25 protein-coding genes are annotated in these 18,688 nt (G+C 44.3%); 7 read left to right on the top strand and 18 right to left on the bottom strand.

What is annotated here, in order from left to right:
• Positions 1 to 40 precede the first annotated feature (40 nt).
• Positions 41 to 988, bottom strand: a complete 948-nt coding sequence (locus NIASO_RS13115) for an alkaline phosphatase family protein (protein ID WP_008586511.1) — start codon at positions 986 to 988, stop codon at positions 41 to 43.
• Positions 989 to 1,072: 84 nt separating this feature from the next.
• Between NIASO_RS13115 and NIASO_RS13110 the strand changes: the two genes are divergently transcribed.
• Together NIASO_RS13110 and NIASO_RS13100 are read left to right on the top strand one after the other, a co-directional pair.
• Positions 1,073 to 1,933 carry an MBL fold metallo-hydrolase gene (locus NIASO_RS13110; RefSeq protein ID WP_008586509.1) on the top strand — a complete coding sequence of 287 codons (861 nt, stop codon included), beginning with the start codon at positions 1,073 to 1,075 and terminating at the stop codon, positions 1,931 to 1,933.
• 208 nt (positions 1,934 to 2,141) lie between these two features.
• Positions 2,142 to 2,954 (top strand): hypothetical protein, encoded by an 813-nt coding sequence (locus tag NIASO_RS13100; RefSeq protein WP_025298957.1) that lies wholly within the window; start codon positions 2,142 to 2,144, stop codon positions 2,952 to 2,954.
• A 148-nt stretch (positions 2,955 to 3,102) separates the two neighbouring features.
• Here the strand turns inward: NIASO_RS13100 and NIASO_RS13095 are convergent, their stop codons facing one another.
• Entirely contained in the window at positions 3,103 to 3,927 is an 825-nt protein-coding gene (locus NIASO_RS13095) for a DUF3108 domain-containing protein (protein WP_008586505.1), read from the bottom strand.
• Positions 3,914 to 4,915, bottom strand: a complete 1,002-nt coding sequence (locus NIASO_RS13090) for a lysylphosphatidylglycerol synthase domain-containing protein (RefSeq protein ID WP_025298956.1) — start codon at positions 4,913 to 4,915, stop codon at positions 3,914 to 3,916. Before NIASO_RS13090 ends, NIASO_RS13095 begins: the two co-directional genes overlap by 14 nt.
• Between NIASO_RS13090 and ruvC the strand changes: the two genes are divergently transcribed.
• The 4 genes from ruvC to NIASO_RS13070 all read left to right on the top strand — a co-directional run bounded on the left by ruvC (position 4,914) and on the right by NIASO_RS13070 (position 7,989).
• Positions 4,914 to 5,513, top strand: coding sequence for a crossover junction endodeoxyribonuclease RuvC (gene ruvC, locus NIASO_RS13085; RefSeq protein ID WP_008586501.1), 600 nt, complete (start codon positions 4,914 to 4,916; stop codon positions 5,511 to 5,513). The two genes, NIASO_RS13090 and ruvC, sit on opposite strands and share 2 nt — an antisense overlap.
• Positions 5,514 to 5,635: 122 nt before the next feature.
• Entirely contained in the window at positions 5,636 to 5,857 is a 222-nt protein-coding gene (locus tag NIASO_RS13080) for a hypothetical protein (RefSeq protein ID WP_008586500.1), read from the top strand.
• 19 nt (positions 5,858 to 5,876) lie between these two features.
• Positions 5,877 to 6,371: a DinB family protein gene (locus NIASO_RS13075; RefSeq protein WP_008586498.1), complete on the top strand. Its 495-nt coding sequence runs from the start codon at positions 5,877 to 5,879 to the stop codon at positions 6,369 to 6,371.
• 241 nt (positions 6,372 to 6,612) lie between these two features.
• On the top strand, positions 6,613 to 7,989 hold the full coding sequence (locus NIASO_RS13070) for a tryptophanase (RefSeq protein ID WP_008586496.1): 1,377 nt from the start codon (positions 6,613 to 6,615) through the stop codon (positions 7,987 to 7,989).
• 21 nt (positions 7,990 to 8,010) lie between these two features.
• On the opposite strand, the gene NIASO_RS13065 is transcribed toward NIASO_RS13070, so the two are convergent.
• The 5 genes from NIASO_RS13065 to NIASO_RS13045 form a co-directional block, all read right to left on the bottom strand.
• On the bottom strand, positions 8,011 to 8,400 hold the full coding sequence (locus tag NIASO_RS13065) for an HIT family protein (protein ID WP_008586494.1): 390 nt from the start codon (positions 8,398 to 8,400) through the stop codon (positions 8,011 to 8,013).
• 175 nt (positions 8,401 to 8,575) lie between these two features.
• Complete coding sequence (gene greA, locus NIASO_RS13060; RefSeq protein ID WP_008586492.1) at positions 8,576 to 9,046, bottom strand: transcription elongation factor GreA; 471 nt, start codon at positions 9,044 to 9,046, stop codon at positions 8,576 to 8,578.
• Positions 9,047 to 9,141: 95 nt separating this feature from the next.
• A complete protein-coding gene (locus NIASO_RS13055; protein WP_008586490.1) occupies positions 9,142 to 10,077 on the bottom strand; it encodes an NAD(P)-dependent oxidoreductase in 936 nt (311 codons plus the stop codon).
• A gap of 23 nt (positions 10,078 to 10,100) precedes the next feature.
• Positions 10,101 to 10,853, bottom strand: coding sequence for a 16S rRNA (adenine(1518)-N(6)/adenine(1519)-N(6))-dimethyltransferase RsmA (gene rsmA / locus NIASO_RS13050; protein WP_008586488.1), 753 nt, complete (start codon positions 10,851 to 10,853; stop codon positions 10,101 to 10,103).
• Between the two features lie 27 nt (positions 10,854 to 10,880).
• The gene (locus NIASO_RS13045) at positions 10,881 to 11,108 is read right to left on the bottom strand and encodes a CDGSH iron-sulfur domain-containing protein (RefSeq protein WP_008586486.1); all 228 of its coding nucleotides are present in this window, start codon (positions 11,106 to 11,108) and stop codon (positions 10,881 to 10,883) included.
• Between the two features lie 197 nt (positions 11,109 to 11,305).
• Here NIASO_RS13045 and NIASO_RS13040 point away from each other — a divergent pair, with 197 nt between their 5' ends.
• Positions 11,306 to 11,920, top strand: a complete 615-nt coding sequence (locus tag NIASO_RS13040) for an HAD family hydrolase (RefSeq protein ID WP_008586484.1) — start codon at positions 11,306 to 11,308, stop codon at positions 11,918 to 11,920.
• 162 nt (positions 11,921 to 12,082) lie between these two features.
• Here NIASO_RS13040 and atpH read toward each other — a convergent pair whose 3' ends face one another.
• The 10 genes from atpH to NIASO_RS12990 form a co-directional block, all read right to left on the bottom strand.
• The gene (atpH, locus tag NIASO_RS13035) at positions 12,083 to 12,646 is read right to left on the bottom strand and encodes an ATP synthase F1 subunit delta (protein ID WP_008586482.1); all 564 of its coding nucleotides are present in this window, start codon (positions 12,644 to 12,646) and stop codon (positions 12,083 to 12,085) included.
• Positions 12,647 to 12,703: 57 nt separating this feature from the next.
• Entirely contained in the window at positions 12,704 to 13,198 is a 495-nt protein-coding gene (atpF, locus tag NIASO_RS13030) for a F0F1 ATP synthase subunit B (RefSeq protein ID WP_008586480.1), read from the bottom strand.
• Positions 13,199 to 13,347: 149 nt separating this feature from the next.
• Positions 13,348 to 13,599, bottom strand: coding sequence for an ATP synthase F0 subunit C (gene atpE, locus NIASO_RS13025; RefSeq protein ID WP_008586479.1), 252 nt, complete (start codon positions 13,597 to 13,599; stop codon positions 13,348 to 13,350).
• 38 nt (positions 13,600 to 13,637) lie between these two features.
• Positions 13,638 to 14,750, bottom strand: coding sequence for a F0F1 ATP synthase subunit A (gene atpB / locus NIASO_RS13020; protein WP_025298955.1), 1,113 nt, complete (start codon positions 14,748 to 14,750; stop codon positions 13,638 to 13,640).
• 116 nt (positions 14,751 to 14,866) lie between these two features.
• Entirely contained in the window at positions 14,867 to 15,097 is a 231-nt protein-coding gene (locus tag NIASO_RS20225; protein WP_008586476.1) for a hypothetical protein, read from the bottom strand.
• 280 nt (positions 15,098 to 15,377) lie between these two features.
• Positions 15,378 to 16,295 carry a COG4315 family predicted lipoprotein gene (locus NIASO_RS13010; protein WP_008586474.1) on the bottom strand — a complete coding sequence of 306 codons (918 nt, stop codon included), beginning with the start codon at positions 16,293 to 16,295 and terminating at the stop codon, positions 15,378 to 15,380.
• Positions 16,296 to 16,341: 46 nt separating this feature from the next.
• Positions 16,342 to 17,250 (bottom strand): DUF5777 family beta-barrel protein, encoded by a 909-nt coding sequence (locus NIASO_RS13005; RefSeq protein ID WP_008586472.1) that lies wholly within the window; start codon positions 17,248 to 17,250, stop codon positions 16,342 to 16,344.
• Between the two features lie 30 nt (positions 17,251 to 17,280).
• Entirely contained in the window at positions 17,281 to 17,829 is a 549-nt protein-coding gene (locus NIASO_RS13000) for a YceI family protein (RefSeq protein WP_008586470.1), read from the bottom strand.
• A 15-nt stretch (positions 17,830 to 17,844) separates the two neighbouring features.
• On the bottom strand, positions 17,845 to 18,264 hold the full coding sequence (locus NIASO_RS12995; protein WP_008586468.1) for an OB-fold protein: 420 nt from the start codon (positions 18,262 to 18,264) through the stop codon (positions 17,845 to 17,847).
• A 3-nt stretch (positions 18,265 to 18,267) separates the two neighbouring features.
• On the bottom strand, positions 18,268 to 18,645 hold the full coding sequence (locus NIASO_RS12990; protein ID WP_008586465.1) for a hypothetical protein: 378 nt from the start codon (positions 18,643 to 18,645) through the stop codon (positions 18,268 to 18,270).
• Between the last annotated feature and the right edge of the window lie 43 nt (positions 18,646 to 18,688).

Here is an 18,688-nt window from a genome sequence, read left to right as displayed (position 1 = left end):
GGAGAACTTCTCGTTTATCGGTTGACGTTTCACGATTACCTTACTGCCAGCAATCCACAATGGTAGTTGCATTTGTCGCATTGCCTATATAGGGCAAATGGTATATTTCCTCGATGGTGCGCAATACGCTATAATGGGTGATATTCGTTGCGTCCTGGAGCGTTTTTACATGTTGACCGCTAAATATGGTGGGTATTTGATTTTTATGATTGTTGTCATCTTCATCGAAAGTTAGTATTAAAACGCTGTTATGCGTTTTGGCCCACTGAATATAGGCGTCAAAATTATTCTTTACCCATGAATCTCCCTGGGCCACCGTGCCATCATGTATATCATTGATCAGGTTTGGAACAACAAAGGCAACGGTGGGTAATTTGGTAAAATCGCCCGGAAAGGCGGTGAGCGGCTGATTGGTTGTTGCCGGTATCTGATTTTTTCCCGTGCCCATCCAGTTGGCAGCAGGATTGTGTTTTCTTGCATACTGTCCGGAAGTGGCGCCGTTGTATCCTACGCTGGGAAGATCTTCAGAAAAAGTTGTAAAGGTCATTCCTGAATCCAGCAGTTGTCTTCCAAGGTTGGGCGTGGTAAAAGGTATTCCCGCAGGAACCTCGTCGTCGGTTACGCCCTGGTTGTTGCCAGAATACAAATCCAGATAATTTGGCTGGCTCGGATGCTCAATAGCATATGAACTGATAAATGATGTACTGTTTGCAGCCGATGCAAGCGCTGTGATATAGGGGGCGCTCGAAGAACCTATGACCTGGGAGTAGGAGTGATTTTCCATTATCAGCACTACCACATGATCAGGCGTAGGAACGGTGCCAGGATTGGGAGTAGGATTGGGGGTTGGAGTTGGTGTTGGGGTATGAGTTGGAGTAGCCGCAGGGTTCGTCTTTGCCGGGAAGAGACCAGCCGGGTCTCTTTTGCGACACGCTGCAATTCCCACCAATAGAAGGAAGAATACCAAAATATGTTTAACTTGGTTCATTATTTTTTTTGGCATTTTCTGAACCCAAAAGTAGTTATGTATATTATTATTTATTATAATATTATAAGCTTATAACACAGTTTTATGAATCTATATACAGTTAATTGCGGACATTTTAAATTAGATGGGGGCGCGATGTTCGGAGTGGTGCCCAAAAGCATCTGGAACGAGCTGAACCCTGCAGATGAAAATAATATGTGCAGTTGGGCGACCAGAAGTTTATTGATTGAAACGGGTAACCGGCTGATCCTGGTGGACTGTGGTATGGGCGATAAGCAAAGTGAAAAATTCTTTGGGTATTATTACTTGCATGGCTCCGACAACCTGGACCGATCATTGGCGGCGAACGGTTTTCATAGGGATGATATTACTGATGTGTTCCTGACTCACCTGCATTTTGACCATTGTGGCGGGGCTATTAAAAAAGAAGATGATAAATTAGTTCCTGCATTTAAGAATGCAGTTTACTGGAGCAATGAAGCACATTGGAACTGGGCGATGTACCCCAATCCAAGAGAGAAGGCCTCCTTCCTGAAGGAGAATATTCTGCCCATACAGGAAAGTGGCAGATTAAAGTTCATTGACGATATAACCAGTGATGCAGTGCAGTTCGATACTGCATTGTTTCTGGAAAATGTTTCCATTCGGTTTGCCAACGGCCATACCGATGCTATGATGTTGCCCCAGGTGCAGTATAAAGAAAAAACGATTGTATTTATGGCGGATCTGCTGCCTTCCCCGGGGCACATCCCCCTGCCTTACGTAATGGCTTATGATACGCGACCGTTAATTACTATGACGGAAAAAGAAGCTTTTTTGAAAGAAGCTGTTGCAAATAATTACGTGCTCTTTTTTGAGCACGATCCAGAAATAGAATGCTGTACCCTGCGCGAAACGCCACGTGGCATCCGGGCCGACCAGTTTTTTAAATTGAATGAGCTTTGAAAACCCAATTTATTCTGCGCAAGATCAGCGCCATCTGCGGGACCTTGGAGATAAAATCTATTTTAAGCAAAATGATTTATAAGCAGGTAATAAGCGCAGCAAAGGAAATTCGGCGCAGTTTTGGCGGTTATTTGAATTACAATTACTTCCCGTGCACAATAAGTCATTATTTCTGATCGTAGCAGGATGTTCCGTTTTTGTATTTTTTATGGGATGTTCTAAAGGGGCTTCTCAGGTTCAATCTCCCGCAGCTTCCTCATTTAAGATCTTTAATTCGATCCATTATTCGAATACCCCGGATCTTACCAGTAAGGGTGTACATGCCCTGAATATTTTTTATGAGAACGCATTGATCACTCCGGATCCTGCTAACCCGACGGATAAATTGCCGGACTCAACAAAAATAGTTGCGGCGGCCAAAAAAAGTTTATCAAATACCAATACGCCGGTAACGCTGGATATAGAATCCTGGTCTTATGCCGCTGCACAGCTCCCCACCACGATAGAAAGATACATCCAGGTAGTGAAAATTTTTAAGAAGACAAACCCGCAATCCCCGGTCGGTTACTACGGGGCTATACCACAGAATAAATATAACTGGAACAATATTCAGCCTGTGGGAAGCGCAAACTATGTAAACTGGCAAAAAACGAATAATGCCCTGACGCCGCTGGCCAATGTGGTCGATATATTTTTTCCTGCTTGTTATACCTTTAATACGGACACCCTGGCGTGGAAGAACTTTGTTACAGCAGTAGTATCTGAAGCAAAAAAATATAATACCGGCAAACACATTTACGCTTATATATGGCCCCAGTTTCATGAAGGCACCGGCCTGGACCTGCAGTTTGTCCCGGCGGCTGTCTGGAAGTTTGAATTGGAAACATTGTACCCGCTTACGGATGGTGTAGTGATCTGGAGCGGCAATAAGGCGGCCGGTGGGTCAACGATCAGTTGGGATGAAAATAGCCCCTGGTGGCAGGAAACGCAGGCCTTTATAGCCCGTCATCAGATTCATTAAGAAAATTTACTCTTAAACAGGGTTCCCAAAAAAAGGGTAATAATGGTGAAAAGTGAATAGTCAACAGACAGCAAGCAAATTCCGGATATGCGTTGTTCAAAAGACCGAAAGCTGATAAACTAAAAACTGAAGACTAACAACTACTTGCTCAGTTCTTTTTAATCAACGCCGTCATCGGGTTTTTCAGGTTCTCAAAGCTCGTCATGTCGATTTTAACCTTACCGACAATGATCGGACTTTCCACGCGCACCGGCACCCTGTTAGCATCATCAGAGACCCACACCGTCATTTTTTCACCACCCTCAAAAATGGTTCCTTTTATGGTAAGCGGCTTTATTTTTATTGTTTTGAATTTGCCGTACCGGGTAGTGATGGTTTCCTTGCCCAGGTAACGAATGTACATATTAAAGATCTCATTGTCCAGAAAGAGGTTAAACGCAATGCGGTCGCCGGGTTTCAGGGAATTATAATCGATGTTGCGCGCATAAAAAACGGAACTCACCACATCGTGTACACAGGCAGGAATTTTAAAAACACCATCGCCGCTTACCGCAGTATTCGCCGTTTTGTTAAAACTTACATTCTGGTATTTTTTATACCCCCCTTCACTAATGTTTCGTATAAATTTGAGTGGCTGCATCGTATTTACATCCATATAGGTTTCATACGTGTCATTGGCCTTGTAGGCCCATTCATAGGAGGATAATGTTTTTCCGGTACCGGTGATATGATAAACGGACCGGCCGTTTAATTTTTCTAAGGTGGTGACAAACGCTCCGGTGCCTGCCGGAACAAAAACGCCGCCTACGCTATAACCCACCGTAAACCCTACTTTTTCTCCGGCCTGAAATGCAGTATTAGGAATAGCGCAGCCTCCCTCAACCGTAGCGTGCTCCTCCTGTGCCACCGGTGTTTTTTCACCCTGCAGGAACATAAACAGAAACGGAGCCAGAAATAAACTAAGCGTTTTCATTTTTGCTTTTAAATATTTTTTTAATTCCCAATACCAGCACGCTTCCTATCAGTGCCGGTATGATCATATTAATCAGCCAAATGCCGGCAGAGGTTAAACTGATGCCCAACTGATTGCTGCTGAACAACCCTAATATAGGTAAACTTATACTACTTCTCACACTCAGATCAGTAAAAATGGCAATAGTGGGTATAATTGCAAGTATCAGGAACATTACGCTTATTCCCATCCAGCATTGCCAGAAACTGACAGTAACCTCAAATAACTGAAGCAATAAATAATACTGCAGGGTAAAGATAAAAAACCTTGTTACTGATAAAGACAGCAACCGGATCAGTATCGTTGCATTAAAATTTTCCAGCGCTTCAATAGACCAGGAAAATTTCCTACTGGCCGGAAGCCGGTCGATCCATTTTACCATCCAGGATACGCGAAAATAAAGAAGCAATAACAATGCCGTACAGAACCCGATGCCATAAAACAACGCATCAAACCATATGGGGGATATCATACCCGACTGCACGATGGGATCCTTTAAAAAATAAAGCCCTATTAAACCCATCAGGATGGTTATCAGCAATTGGCTGGCATTGCTTACAATAGTGAGTGTGACTGCTTTTATACGCTTACCCTCTTCCACATATAAAATACGCCCCACATAATCTCCAATATTGTTAGGGGTTGCTACCGAAAAGGATACCCCTGATAACACCGCTTTGAAGGCGCGGGGTAATGAAATTTTTTGTACCGTCCTTATTGCCAATCGCCATTTATAGGCTTCCGTTGCCCAGTTAATAAACATCAACGCAATAACTGCCGCCAGGTAAATAATTTTGGAACTTGTTAAAGAAGCCTTAATCTGTTGCCAGGAAGCCACCAGATTCTCCTGGCTGCGCACCTGTTTGTAAATAGACCAGCAGAGCCACACAAACAGCAGAGGGCCTAAAAAATAATTGAAAAATAATTTGATATTTTTGCTAATCTTCATGAAATCAAACGCAAAATTAATACCCGGCCATCAATCAGACGACAAAATAATATTGGGCATTGATCCGGGTACGCTGATTATGGGCTACAGCATCATTGAATGCCGGCATAATAAGGTACAGTTGCGCGAAATGCATGCTGTAAAATTTTCCGCGCGCCTGGATCATTATGAACGGCTGAGCCGGATTCATGAACAGGTAGTGGCATTAATTACCACCCATCAACCGAACGAATTCGCCATCGAAGCACCCTTTTTTGGAAAGAACGTGCAAAGTATGCTCAAACTGGGCCGGGCACAGGGAGTGGCCATTGCAGCAGCCATGCAGCACCATATACCGGTAACAGAATATTCGCCACGGAAAGTAAAACAATCTGTAACAGGCAACGGGAACGCCGCCAAAGAACAGGTTTGGAAAATGCTGCAGCAGATCCTGTCATTAAAAGAAGCTCCGGAGCATTTTGATGCTACCGATGCGCTTGCGGTGGCGTTATGCCATCATTACCAGATCAGCTCGCCCCTTCAAAAAAAAGCAGGGTTTAAGGGCTGGGAAGATTTTATAAAAAAGAACCCTCAGAAGATCAAAGGCAATGGCCAATAGGCAATAGTGCATAGTGATGTGCCCATTGACTATTCACTGTTCACTATTAACTACTCCTGACACACTGCTGTCACTACCCTGGTTTTATTTTGTACAGGAAACGATCATTAAACCTCGTCAAAATGAAATCATCTGTAGCAATATTTAAGACCAATGTTTTGGAACCGCCCGTTGCCAAATTATTAGTAAGAAGCCTGAAGCAGTTGCTGCCGGGGTCTAAAATAAACTTTGATCTGGAGGATTGTGATAACATACTGCGTATTGAAACTTCCGTGCCGGTAAATGTCCTGGAGGTTACCCATCTTATGCGGCAAAATGGTTTTGCTGCAACAATACTTTCTTAAAATCAAAAAATATAATATTATGAACAGCGTCGAAGTTTTTCAGCGTGATTTTGAAAAAGAAATGGCCACTACCCGTAAGTTTTTATCTATTGTGCCGGATGATAAATACGATTGGCAGCCACACCCCAAAAGCATGACCGTTCGCCAACTGGCAACGCATATTGCAGAACTACCCGCCTGGGTTAGCATGGCACTCAATACCGATGGGGTTGATTTTGCCACGATGGACTATAAACCTACACCCATTAATGATACCCGGTCCCTGATGGAACTCTTTGAAAAAAGCGTATTGGAGGGCCGCGAAAACCTGGCAAAAGCAACGGAGGCTGTTTTGGACACACCCTGGATAATGCGCAAAGGGGAAAAGATTTACAGCGCCGATCCAAAAGCCGATATGATCCGAATATCCTTATCTCAGATCATCCACCACCGTGCACAGTTGGGTGTATTCCTGCGGCTGCTGGAGGTGCCGATCCCTGGTAGCTACGGCCCCAGCGCCGATGAGCCTTTTTAGGCAGACGTCTTTTTTTGCCGAAACTTTCCTAATATTGCTGATGCTCCCGCTCTGGCAAAAAGTCATAAAAAGTCCTACCTGATTTTCCTGCACCCCGCAGGAAAGCGTACCGCTGCGTACCCTTCTTTATAAATATCATTGCAGTCGACTAAAAATGGCCGGCAAAATTACAAGCAGGAAGACGCTATTTTACCGCCTTCCCGTTTTTCCGGCTAATCATTGACCCATCAAAAAATAATTTATGGCAACGACCATTATTGAACCGTTTCGCATAAAATCGGTAGAACCCTTACGTTTTACCAGCCGTGAGCAACGAATAAAAATTTTAGAAGAGGCCTTTTATAACCCGTTTTTAGTACGTGCAGATGATGTGCTGATCGATCTGCTGACGGACAGCGGTACGTCTGCCATGAGCAGCCGGCAATGGGCGGCGATGATGGAAGGCGATGAATCCTACGCCGGCAGTAAAAGCTTTTATCGCTTTGAAACGGCTGTGCAAAAAATCACCGGCATGAAAAACATCATTCCCACCCACCAGGGCCGGGCTTCTGAAAAAATATTATTTACCATCACCGGAGGAAAAGGGAAATACTTTTTAAGTAACACGTTGTTTGATACCACCCGCGCCAATATTGAGTTTTCCGGAGCTACGGGGATTGATCTGTTGACGGAAGCAGGTTTACAACCTTCTGTTCCTGCTCCATTTAAAGGCAATATTGATCTGGAAGCGATGGAAAAAATAATATTGGAAAAAGGGGCCGAAAATATTGCGATGGTCATTATTACCATTACCAATAATTCCGGCGGCGGGCAGCCGGTAAGTATGGAAAACATCCGCGCGGCCAGTCGGATCTGTAAGAAATACGGAGTGGCCTTTTTTATTGATGCCTGTCGCTTTGCGGAGAACTGTTATTTTATAAAACAACGGGAAGAGGGCTATGCGCAAAAGACCATCCTCGAAATTGCCAATGAGCTTTTTTCTTGTGCCGATGGCTGTACCATGAGCGCCAAGAAAGATGCTTTTGCCAATATTGGGGGATTCCTGGCGCTGAATGATGCCGCCTTAACACAGGAATGCCGGAATCTTTTGGTTATTACAGAAGGCTTTCCTACCTATGGCGGCCTTGCCGGGCGCGACCTGGAAGCCATTGCTGTGGGACTGGAAGAAATTGTGCAGGAGGACTATTTGAAATACCGTATCCGAAGCATGGAATATATTGGCGAAAAGCTGGAAGCCGCGGGCATACCCTTTGTAAAACCGGTGGGCGGGCACGCAGTATATCTGGATGCTAAAGCCTTTCTGCCGCACGTGCCGGTGCATCAATATCCCGGTCTGGCGCTGAGCAATGAATTGTATATTGAAGGAGGGATAAGGAGTGTGGAGATCGGCTCCCTGATGTTTGGCAAATATGCGGAAGATGGGGCTTTAATCCCCGCGCCAATGGAGCTGGTGCGACTGGCCATTCCACGCCGGGTGTACACCCAAAGTCATATTGATTATGTGGCGGAGGTCATTATTGAAGTGTTCAATAAGCGCGCGTCAGTAAAAGGTTATGAAATAGCATATGAAGCGCCGCTCCTGCGGCATTTTACAGCGAGACTGAGACCGGTTAGTTAAACCTATGAGGTTTTGTAAACCTCATAGGCTTTTTACGATCAGTTCCTGGATTTCTTTCATTTCTTCGGGCGATAACTTTAATTTGGGTTGTGTGAAGTTGAGATCGTTGGCATTGTTCAGGGGGATTAAATGTACGTGCGCATGCGGTACTTCTATGCCTACTACGCTTACGCCGCAGCGGTTGCAGTTAAAACTTTTTTCGATGGCTTTTGCAATGGGTTTGGCAAACACCAGCAGTTCGCCCAGGTATTCATCCGGCACATCAAATAAATTATCTACTTCAATTTTAGGAATGACAAGGGTGTGGCCTTTGCGCAAAGGAAAAATATCCAGGAACGCATAGAACCGGTCGTTTTCTGCAATTTTATAAGAAGGGATCTCGCCTGCGATGATTTTTGAAAAGATCGTCATGCTAATTATTTATTATTATGTGTTTGCCGTTTATCGTTATGTACCTGTTTTCTCAAAGCTACAAAAAAACCGCCCCGGTTTAATGGGGGCGGTTTTAAAAAGTTGCCATCAGCACTGAAGTACAAGAGTGTGACACAACGATGATGCCATCTGTACTGCAGCCGGCTGTATAAAATTATATGCTGATCTCTTCAATTTTAAATTGGATGACGCCGGCGGGGGCCTGCACATCGGCTATGGTGCCGGGCTCTTTACCCAGGATACCTTTTCCTATAGGAGAGGTGATGGATATTTTACCCGACTTCAGATCGGCTTCCTGCTCGCTTACCAACTGGTAGATCACCTGTTTCTTTGTTTTCAGATTGGTGAGCTTTACCTTGGTAAGGATAGACACTTTGCTGGTGTCAATAGTAGATTCATCTACCACCCGGGCATTGGCCAATGCGCCTTCCAGGGCGGCTATTTTGGCTTCCAGGATGCCCTGGGCCTCTTTCGCGGCGTCATACTCAGCGTTTTCCTTTAAGTCGCCTTTTTCACGTGCCTCAGCAATAGCCCGGCTGGCTGCAGGGCGTTCTACCCCCTTCATGTGTTGCAGCTCTTCCTTCATTTGCTCCAGCGTTTCCTTTGTTACATATTGTATCGTCATAGCTATTCCTTTAGAATAAACAAAAAAAATAACAACGCCCCAGTATTAACTGAGACGTTGCCTTTTACTATTCTCACAAATATACTGAAAAAACCTTATGGGGCGGTGATACCCAACTTTTTTAACATAACCGTAGGCATTCTTAAAAAGGCCTCATGGCTATACCCGGCAATATGAGGTGTAATAACTACATTGGGTTGATTAGTAAGCCATTGTAACTGCTCTTTTTCGGCCGCGGTGTAAGTGTCCAGCTTCTCGTTTTCCAATACATCCAGACAGGCACCGGAGATATATCCTTTTTTAAGCCCTTCTATTAAGGTGGGCAGATGAATAACTTTTCCACGGCTGGCATTTATGATGATGGGTTGTTGCTGCATGCTTTTCATCAGGTCCAGTGTCAACATACCTTTGGTATCCGCCGTCAGCGGTACGTTAAAACTAATGACTTCGGCATACCTGCAAACCTGTTCCAATGAGGCTTCTTTGATATAGCCCTGCCCGAAATCGTTTTTGTATTTATCGTAGGCTAAAACAGTCACATCAAATGACTGCAATAGTTTGGCAAAAGCGCCGCCCGTATTTCCAAAACCGACGATGCCTACTGTTTTGCCGGAAAGTTCCGTTCCTCGGTTCTCATTGCGCTTCCAGATAAAATCGTGCACTTCTGCCGGGGCGGTATTCATTTTATTCAGCAGCATCAGCAGCATGCCCAGGCTGTGCTCCGCTACGGCGTTCCGGTTGCCTTCCGGGCTGCTGACACAAAGGATATTTTTACTCTCTGCGTAGGGAATATCGATCAGTTCCAGTCCGCTGCCCAGGCGGCCGATCCATTTTAACTGGGGAGCGGCGTCGATCAGTTTTTTGTCTACTGTAATACGTGTGGTCAGTACCAGGCCGGTGCAATCTGCTATTTCGTTCGTCAGCTCCTCATAAGTAATAAGGGGCTGGTAGCGTACATCATATCCTTTTTCTGCAAGTGTTTTTTCTAAAAAAGGGTGGGCATTGCCGGTAATGATTACTTTTTCCTTCATTGGTTTCTTTTGTTTATAAGCCGTTAATTCATTTTAAAGCTCAGCTGTGCAAAATCAGCAACCGATAATTGTTCTGCGCGTTTGGTAAAAATAGCGTCTTTCAGTATTTCTTCCGTAAATAATGACCGTACCGCATTGCGCAACGTTTTTCTTCTTTGGTTAAAAGCCGTTTTTACCAGCAGGGTAAATGCCTTTGCCGTTTTCATGGGTTCTGTTGTTTCCCGCCTTCTTAACCGGATGACCCCGCTTTTTACTTTGGGTGGCGGGTTAAAGGATTGCTCACTTACATCGAACAGGTAAGCTACATCATAGAATGCCTGCATCAGCACGCTGGTGACGCCGTAGGTTTTTGAACCGGGCGTGGCGGCAATCCGCTGTGCTACTTCCTTCTGAAACATGCCCGTGATCACGGGTACCTGCTCTTTCCAGTCCAGTATTTTAAAAAGAATCTGGGTGGAGATATTGTAGGGGAAATTTCCTACAATATGAAAGCCGCCGGTAAAGGGCGCTGTGGCATCCAGTATGCTTTTATGAATGATCTTTCCCTGTAACGCGGGGTAAGTAGCGGTAAGGTATTGTACTTTTTCTGCATCCACCTCAATAGCTTTAAAGTCCACGCCGTTTAAAGCAATCAGGTATTTGGTAATGGCGCCGCCGCCGGGACCTACTTCCAGTAATTGAGCGGGATGCTCAGCCTGTACCGCGTCAACAATTTTCCGGCAGATGTTTTCATCTTTTAAAAAATGCTGGCCCAGCGACTTTTTTAATGTGTACATATTGCAAAATTACGCCGCAGCGTTTGTTTAGACCGTCTTTTTAGGAGGAAGGGCAAAAGCTACTGCCTCATGTTCAAAATGCCCTTTATGACTGCCGTCGCAAAAAGGTTTATTGATAGATTTGCCACAGCGGCAAAGCGACACTACTGTTCTGCCGCCCAGGTCGTAAGGGTTGCCTTCTTTATCCACGATTTCAAAATCGCCGTCAATTCTTAATGAGCCATTATTGTTTACTGTAATCTTCGTTGTAGCCATCTATTGTTGATTTATTTGCCGGCAAATTTAATGGGATAATGTGGAAATGTGGGAATATGAAAATTTGGAAATGTGAAAATTTGGAAATATGAGAATGGGCCAATGGTTCATAGTCTGTAGGTCATGGCGGACTGCCGTTTTACATTTATTATTCGGTATTTCTTATTTTACATTTCCTCCCGTCTATCTTTGTATCTATGATTAAGAATGTAATCTTCGATTTTGGCGGGGTATTACTGAACCTCGATTTTAACCGCACCTTCCGTGCCTTTGAAGACCTGGGCTTTGCTGATTTCGAAAAGCAATTTTCGCAGTACACTGCTGATCCTTTGTTCCGAAAAATTGAAAAGGGATTGATCACCCCCGGAGAATTTTATGATGGATTACGGATGCTGCTAAAAAAAAATATTCCCGATAATGACCTGGAATTTGCCTGGAACGCGATGTTGCTGGATTACCGTAAGCATAGCCTTGATTTTTTAGTTCCCCTGGCAAAAAAGCACCGGTTGTTCTTACTGAGCAATACGAACAAAATACATTACGATCATTTTTCGGAAACATTGCGGGAAGAGACCGGCTACCCCTCGCTGGAATCCTTTTTTACCAAAACCTGGCTTTCGCACGAAATACATTTACGCAAACCCGATAAGGAAACCTATGAATTTGTATTGAATGACGCAGGTATTGCGGCAAATGAAACTTTGTTTATTGACGACAGCTACACCAATTTTCCGGCTGCAAAAGAATTGGGTATTCAAACGCATCTGCTGCTACCGGAGGAACGGATTGAGCATTTGGAAATCTTACAATAATATTTTTCATCGCTCAAAGCGATAGAATAAAAGTGCGAGGCTGCAAGCCTCGCACAGCGGAAAATGCGGAAATGTTTTATATGCCGTCTCAACGCCTTACCGGCAGACAATAAAAAAGCCCGTTCTTTTGGAACAGGCTTCTCCAATTTATTATAATAAAGTTTAACGTACTTTGTAGATAAAATCGTTGTTCCTGAATTGCTTTGCGATAGCCTTGAGGTCATAGCTAACGCTGGCGTCCACCATTTTATCGCCCATTTCCAAAACAAAACCACCAATGATATCCGGGTTTACCGAAGCTTCCAGTTCAATATTCTGTTCACCGCTGGCTTTTTTCACCTGGTTAATGATATTGTTTTTTACCTCGTCGCTTATCGGTACTGCAGTGGTCAGCTTTACCGTGTGAATATTATTCAGTATTTTATATTGATCGACGAATGCCGAAAGAATTTCAGGCAGAATAGCTTCCCTGTTCTTTGCAATCAGCAGATCGGCAAATCCTTTGGTGATGGCACCAATATTATTCCCTGCAATGGCACTCACAATGCTTTTCTTTTTATCAGCCTTAATAATGGGACTGCGCAGCAGGTCTACAAAATCTTTGCTCCCCTTGCATACAGCTTGCAACCACTGTACATCAGCAAATACCTGGGGCACCTGATCCTTTTCTTTCGACAGGTCTAACAAGGCTTTTGCATATCGGGAGGCTAAACGGGGATTTGGCATATCTTAAATGTAGAATAACGAATGTAAAATGTAAAATGTAAAACGGTTCCGACAGGATTAGTTCAGCTTAACCGAGTCAACGAGGCCATTGATGTACGCTTCTTGTTTGGCTTCTCCGCTCAATTGCTGACGTAGCACTTTTTCGCTTACTTCGATCACCATTTTGCCCACTTCATTTTTCACTTCGGTAAGGGCCGCCATTTTTTGAGCGTTGATGGCCTGCTGTGCATCGGCAATGATCTTACTGGCTTCTGTTTTTGCCTGTTCTTTTGCTTCATTAACGATCTTGTCCTTGGTTTCGCGTGCTTCCTTCAGCAGTTGGGAACGCTCTTCACGCGCTTTGGCAAGCAAGGATTCATTCTCGCTTTGCAACTGCGCCATTTCTGCCTTTACTTTTTCAGCAGAAGCGATGGCACCCGCAATGGTTTGCTCGCGCTCGTTTAATGATTTGATGATGGGTTTCCAGGCGAATTTTTTAAGCACTAAAAATACCACAACAAAAGCTACGAAAATCCAGAAGAAATAACCCAGATCAGGAGTAAGTAATCCCATTTTTATAAAGTTGAAAGGTTGATAAGTTGCTAAGTTAACAAGACCAAACCTGCTAACTGGTTAACTTTTAAACATGTAAACTAAAAACCGAAAAATACTGCATCCGCCGCCCTTTGCTTTAGATGCAGTAAATTGTTTTGGTGAAGCTATTACTTCAACACAGCCAATAAGCCTGCGATTACCGCAAACAGGGCAACACCCTCAATCAAGGCTGCAGATAAGATCATAGCACCACGAATGTCGTTAGCAGCTTCCGGCTGACGAGCGATACCTTCGGTTGCTCCTTTACCAATTTGACCGATACCGATACCGGCACCAATCGCAGCAAGGCCGGCACCTACGGCGCCACCAAAGTGAGACCAGCTTCCGCTTACTTCCAACAAAGTGTTCATTAAACTCATGACTCTGATTTTATATTGATTAAAAATAAAAAACGTTATTAATGATGGGGTTGCACATCTTCCTCAAAATGATGATCACCAATGGCTTCGCCAATGAATATCGCTGTCAGATTTGCAAAAATATACGCCTGGATAAAGGCTACCAATATTTCAATTAAATAAATGAATACCGCAAAGGCGATGGACACCGGTGTAAAAGCCACCCCGGCCACTTTCGACATTTCGGAGAAGATAAAAATAAGACTGATAAAGCTGAGAATTACAATATGACCGGCGGTCATGTTTGCAAACAAACGGACAATCAATGCGAAGGGCTTGGTGAATACTCCCATCAGCTCCACAGGGATCATTAATATTTTAACAGGAAGGGGAACACCAGGGAACCAGAAAATATGCTGCCAATAATGACCGTTCGTATTAAATATGATTACAATAAAGGCAATAAGACCCAACACAGCGGTAAAGGCAATATTGCCCGTTACGTTCGCCGAGCCCGGGAACATACCCAGTATTGCGTTGATGAGTATAAAAAAGAAAATGGTTAATAAATAAGGCAGGAATTTCTGGTATTTAGGTCCCAGGTTGGGCTTAGCGATATCGTCTCTTACAAAAGTAATTACCGGCTCAATGGCGTTTTGTAGCCCTTTGGGTGCGGATGTAACGCCTTGGCCGCTTTTATATTTCTTTGCCATGCTGGTCATCAGCCATACCAATATTACCAGGGCGATAAGCATCTGTGCTACGTTCTTGGTGATGGAAAAATCGTACACTTTTACCGATTCGTCCGGGTTTCCGCTGGCATCTACTGCAACTACTTTATCATGCTCCAGTTTGTAACCGTTGTAAGCTTCTTCGCCGTGGTGGAAGTTAGAAGACATAAAGGCCGAAAAGCCTCTTTGAGGAGAATATAAAAACACCGGCAGCGGTAAAGCGCCGTGGGTTTGTGTGCCATCGTCGTTTTTCAGGGTGAAAAAATGAAACTCGTGGCTATCGGCAATGTGGTGTAAAATAGCCTCGCCCGGATTAAATTTCTCTTCTTTGGCAGTAGTGTCGGCGTGCGCGTCCTCTTGTGCAGCTACAACCTGAACTGAAGATACCAAAAACAGGCCTAAAGCCGCTACCATAAAGGATTTGAACCATTTAAAACCCATACTGCTCTGAAATTTGCGGCAAAGATAAGGCTGAAACTGATAAAAAAGGGAATTTATAGAGGGAATTTACAGTTTTTCAGCCTGATCTTCCAGGATTTTTTTGATCCGCTCCAGTTCTATAACATCGATCTGGTCCTTGGGCCGGTTAACGGCCTTGAAAGCATTTTGCCAACCCGGATCAAACGGCACATTACCTGGAAACGTTCCATATCCGTACGGGCAAGATTTCTTTTTAAACGGTACAGTTCTGCCTCTTCCTGGCTGGAAAAAGTTTTCATAACAGCACCCGGCTCCTGTAACAGGGGTAAGGGGTTGTCATTTTTGGTATATTTTTTTTCGTCTGCCATGACGATACAATTTACTAAATATTTTGGGGTCAGCAATGTATTGTAGTAGGGCATATACATAAATCTAAAACCAGCCACTATTAAGCAGTCTTCAAAGAAAATAAAAATATTTTTTGGCCGAAAAGGCGTTGAGGCAGTAAGTTGTAATACATTGCAAAATAACATATTATGGTCTTTACGGCTCCTTGGTATGCAATTCACTAATGCAACAATAAAGCCGCCCTCAATTTTTTTAGAAGACGGCTTTTCTATAAACCTATCGAACCTATCCTTAGTCCGGTTAAGGGGTTGCCGGCACCAGGTCCTTGGTCGCAACCGGCCATACACCCGGGCTGGGCACCGATACCCCTTTGGTGAGGCCCATCGTCATGGCATCCTGCCCGAAATAATATAAGGGCCATCCTTTATAAGTCATTTGCTTTTTGCCATAAACCGTAATAACCCCGAATAGTGATTTGTCCAGCAGAGACGGCACCACAATTTTATCCATCTCGTAAACCGGCCATACCGCGTTATTAGACAAATCGGGTTTTGTAAAAGTATTCGTGTTTTGTTTGTCGGGCTTAAAAATATACAATGCCACGCCATGGGCATCAGTAAAATAAGCCGATTTTCCATTGCCTTCCACATAAGTAGGGGTTGGGGAGGTGATCGTGAACGTGTAATTTTTACCATTAGCGCCTACTAACTGTGCGTTGGTGATCATAATCGTATAGTCGGGTTTTGCCACGAACCATACATTACCCACCTTTTCCCCGCTGGTAGCGCCAACGGCTTCCCGCACCCCATCACCCGCCGGTGCATAGTAATATAATGGCCGGCCCATATAGGTACTTTGTTTAGCGCCGCCGGCGGTGGTTATTACGCCGAAATCGGAAAAGGTAAGTCCGCTACCCGTCGTGGAAGCACTTAGCTTCTCACTGTAAAATACGGGCCATTTTCCCATACAGGCGGCGCTGGTACAGGTATTTACCGTAGCTGAATCGTTTGCAAAATAGTAAAGGGTTCTGCCATCTTTGTCGGTAAGATAACTGCCCAGGGTAGCACTTGTTTGTAATTGGATTTCCATTTGTGCGGGGGCCTGGTAGGCATTATCGGCGCTGCAACCGGAAAAAATGAAGGCTGTAGCAGCCAGCGCAATAAACAGGACGGCGCCTGTTTTGCCGCTTAATTGTTGAGTTAAAAAATGCGATTTCATATTTATATTTTATTTGTTAGTTGAGATTTATTACCCGGTTCAGGGATCACGCCTCGGGAGCAGTTTTTTTCTTTTTACCACCAATGGTGAAGACCCGTGAAAGGTTAAAGCCAAATCGTATATCTCCTTTTCCCCAGCTATCCGTAGTATTGGTAATAAATGCTTTTTCGTTCATCCCCGTAGAGTTGGTGAAATGCAACTGAAATACGTGGCCCCCGGTTTCAATGTCAAAACCCACCGAAAGCGGATTTTTGTAGACATCTTTGTTTAGCCCGCTTACCACATAGCAATAATCAGCAACAAAAGCTACCCGTTTGGAAAGTTTTAATCTTGAGCCGATCCCCACAGCATAGGTATCATTAAAATCCGCCTGGTCGGGCACCCGGTTGCGGTGCACATATATAGGAGATACTTGTAAACTGAACGCTTCACTGAATTTCCGGCCTACGATAACCTCATTATAATAAGCCATACGATCCGTGGTGGAAGTATATTTTGCATCAGACGGAAACTGTATGGTGGTCAATGCGGCGCCGGTCACCAACACCACTGAAACGGGGGAAGCGCCTTTTCCGCCCACAGCCTGCTGAATGGGGCGGTATTTAATAAAACCGTCCAGTTCTTTTTCGGCAGTGCTGCGGCCCACACCGATCGTAAGATTTTTGCCCAGGCCATAATCGAACCCCAGGCGCATGCTGGCCTGGTCGAGGCCAAAGAATTCATTAATTCCATCGTTGACTCTTCCAAAACGGTGCAGGATCCTTACATCCAGTACATGCTTGCCGATGAATTCCATCGAGTGATCATTGATGACCCGGCTTGATTTAAAGGCGCCGGTAACATATTCTTTTTGAGGCGTGCTGGCCGAATCCAGCAAGTGCTGCATCGGGTCGTTATCCTGTGCCTGCAGGTGTGTAATGGCAAAGAGCAGGCTGGCGGTGATTAAATATTTCATTCGTAAAGGTTTAAGAAATTAGTAAATGGATTAATGTAAAGGGGTATAGGAACAGTTTACCGTAACTACCGCCGTCTGGGCAATCTTATCTCTTACAATACCGGGAATGGCAATGTTATAGTCATTGATATTAACGGAGAACTTCGCCAGTGACTGAACTGAAGTTCCCGATACTTTCAGGGTGCCGTTTGCTGTTACCTGTTTTTTTACGCCGTGTATTTCCAGGACGCCGGATACCGCTGCCGGATAGGAACCGGGTTTTTGAAAGGAAATGCTTTGCAGGTTGGTTATTTTCCCTTTGAAAACGGCCTTGGGATACTTATTGCTTTCCATATAATTCTCATTGAAATGTTCCTGCATCAGGGCCCGCCGGAATTCAAAACCCTTTATCAAAACAGCAAATTCAATTTGACCGGTGGCTGCATCCAAAACACTGGCGGCCGATTTATTAGTAGCATCGATATCTTCCAGGGCGGTGCCGGCCTGGAAAGAAACGGTACCATTTTTAGTAAAGTATTTTTGTGAAAATGCTGCAACACTCAACAGCAAAAAACTGATGATGAATAGTCCGGTTTTCATTTTAAAATTATTTTGTTAGGGAACAATACTACATTTATTGAATACGACATCCATAAGCTTGCCGGTGCAAACGCCCTTGATCTTTACCATAGCGCCGGGCTTTATCGTTTTTAAATTGCCGGCTTCGTTGTTATAAAAGCTGCAGGTAACAGAAGCCAGGGGGTCATTGCCGTCCAGGAAAACAGTAGCAGTCCCATTCTGTTCAACTTTTATATCGGTAACCTTACCATTGATTAAAATAACCTTGTCTACATATTTTTTCGTGGCCACCTGTTCGTCATTATTAAAGTCTGCTATGATCCCCGCGGCGGTACTTTCCAACTGTGGAACCGCGCTTCTTATATCTTCCGGTTTCTTGTAGTACCAGTATAGTCCATACAATACACCTGCCATTGCTATTATTACAAGCAACAGGATTTTTATCCGGCGTTTCATTTTCTAATTATTTAAAGCCCCTGAATTCACCCAGCAATTAATAATACTTTTTTGTGCAGCAGTGAGGGAGCCTGTTTTGGGCATTTTACCAGACTGTACATCGGAGTTTATGAGCGAAGCGCTCGCCGATATTTCAGCGTAGGAAGTCCAGGCATGGCCTCCGGCCCTGTCCGTGTTATTGTGGCAACCCGATAGCTGGCAGGACTGCTGGATGATGGGGTACACATTGGCGGCGAATTTTGCCTGTATGGTGGAGCAGTCGGTTCCACCTCCCGGAGGGTTGGTGCTGACACTATCTTTTTTTCCTGAGCACCTCGATAGTACAGTCAGGGCAAAAAGTAGCACACCAAAAAACGCGAAGGTTTTTTTTACCTGTTTCATAATACTGTTATTTTAGAATTAATAGATACGGATCAATGACTGG

This window comes from Niabella soli DSM 19437, from assembly GCF_000243115.2.
In the GTDB taxonomy this organism is placed as follows: Bacteria; Bacteroidota; Bacteroidia; order Chitinophagales; family Chitinophagaceae; genus Niabella; species Niabella soli.
Note: the sequence above shows the minus strand (reverse complement) of the source record. Positions and strands in the feature narration are given on the sequence as shown.

Bases quoted from the DNA above. Each gene is read 5' to 3' on its own strand.
- NIASO_RS13075 (WP_008586498.1), top strand. From the start codon at position 5,877: ATGAACAGCGTCGAAGTTTTTCAGCGTGATTTTGAAAAAGAAATGGCC.
- NIASO_RS13055 (WP_008586490.1), bottom strand. From the start codon at position 10,077: ATGAAGGAAAAAGTAATCATTACCGGCAATGCCCACCCTTTTTTAGAA.
- NIASO_RS12990 (WP_008586465.1), bottom strand. From the start codon at position 18,645: ATGAAACAGGTAAAAAAAACCTTCGCGTTTTTTGGTGTGCTACTTTTT.
- NIASO_RS13045 (WP_008586486.1), bottom strand. From the start codon at position 11,108: ATGGCTACAACGAAGATTACAGTAAACAATAATGGCTCATTAAGAATT.
- NIASO_RS13010 (WP_008586474.1), bottom strand. From the start codon at position 16,295: ATGAAATCGCATTTTTTAACTCAACAATTAAGCGGCAAAACAGGCGCC.
- NIASO_RS13100 (WP_025298957.1), top strand. From the start codon at position 2,142: ATGGGATGTTCTAAAGGGGCTTCTCAGGTTCAATCTCCCGCAGCTTCC.
- NIASO_RS13000 (WP_008586470.1), bottom strand. From the start codon at position 17,829: ATGAAAACCGGACTATTCATCATCAGTTTTTTGCTGTTGAGTGTTGCA.
- NIASO_RS13115 (WP_008586511.1), bottom strand. From the start codon at position 988: ATGAACCAAGTTAAACATATTTTGGTATTCTTCCTTCTATTGGTGGGA.
- NIASO_RS20225 (WP_008586476.1), bottom strand. From the start codon at position 15,097: ATGGCAGACGAAAAAAAATATACCAAAAATGACAACCCCTTACCCCTG.
- NIASO_RS13110 (WP_008586509.1), top strand. From the start codon at position 1,073: ATGAATCTATATACAGTTAATTGCGGACATTTTAAATTAGATGGGGGC.
- NIASO_RS13080 (WP_008586500.1), top strand. From the start codon at position 5,636: ATGAAATCATCTGTAGCAATATTTAAGACCAATGTTTTGGAACCGCCC.
- NIASO_RS12995 (WP_008586468.1), bottom strand. From the start codon at position 18,264: ATGAAACGCCGGATAAAAATCCTGTTGCTTGTAATAATAGCAATGGCA.
- rsmA (WP_008586488.1), bottom strand. From the start codon at position 10,853: ATGTACACATTAAAAAAGTCGCTGGGCCAGCATTTTTTAAAAGATGAA.
- greA (WP_008586492.1), bottom strand. From the start codon at position 9,046: ATGACGATACAATATGTAACAAAGGAAACGCTGGAGCAAATGAAGGAA.
- atpB (WP_025298955.1), bottom strand. From the start codon at position 14,750: ATGGGTTTTAAATGGTTCAAATCCTTTATGGTAGCGGCTTTAGGCCTG.
- ruvC (WP_008586501.1), top strand. From the start codon at position 4,914: ATGAAATCAAACGCAAAATTAATACCCGGCCATCAATCAGACGACAAA.
- NIASO_RS13090 (WP_025298956.1), bottom strand. From the start codon at position 4,915: ATGAAGATTAGCAAAAATATCAAATTATTTTTCAATTATTTTTTAGGC.
- NIASO_RS13005 (WP_008586472.1), bottom strand. From the start codon at position 17,250: ATGAAATATTTAATCACCGCCAGCCTGCTCTTTGCCATTACACACCTG.
- atpE (WP_008586479.1), bottom strand. From the start codon at position 13,599: ATGAGTTTAATGAACACTTTGTTGGAAGTAAGCGGAAGCTGGTCTCAC.
- atpH (WP_008586482.1), bottom strand. From the start codon at position 12,646: ATGCCAAATCCCCGTTTAGCCTCCCGATATGCAAAAGCCTTGTTAGAC.
- NIASO_RS13070 (WP_008586496.1), top strand. From the start codon at position 6,613: ATGGCAACGACCATTATTGAACCGTTTCGCATAAAATCGGTAGAACCC.
- atpF (WP_008586480.1), bottom strand. From the start codon at position 13,198: ATGGGATTACTTACTCCTGATCTGGGTTATTTCTTCTGGATTTTCGTA.
- NIASO_RS13040 (WP_008586484.1), top strand. From the start codon at position 11,306: ATGATTAAGAATGTAATCTTCGATTTTGGCGGGGTATTACTGAACCTC.
- NIASO_RS13065 (WP_008586494.1), bottom strand. From the start codon at position 8,400: ATGACGATCTTTTCAAAAATCATCGCAGGCGAGATCCCTTCTTATAAA.
- NIASO_RS13095 (WP_008586505.1), bottom strand. From the start codon at position 3,927: ATGAAAACGCTTAGTTTATTTCTGGCTCCGTTTCTGTTTATGTTCCTG.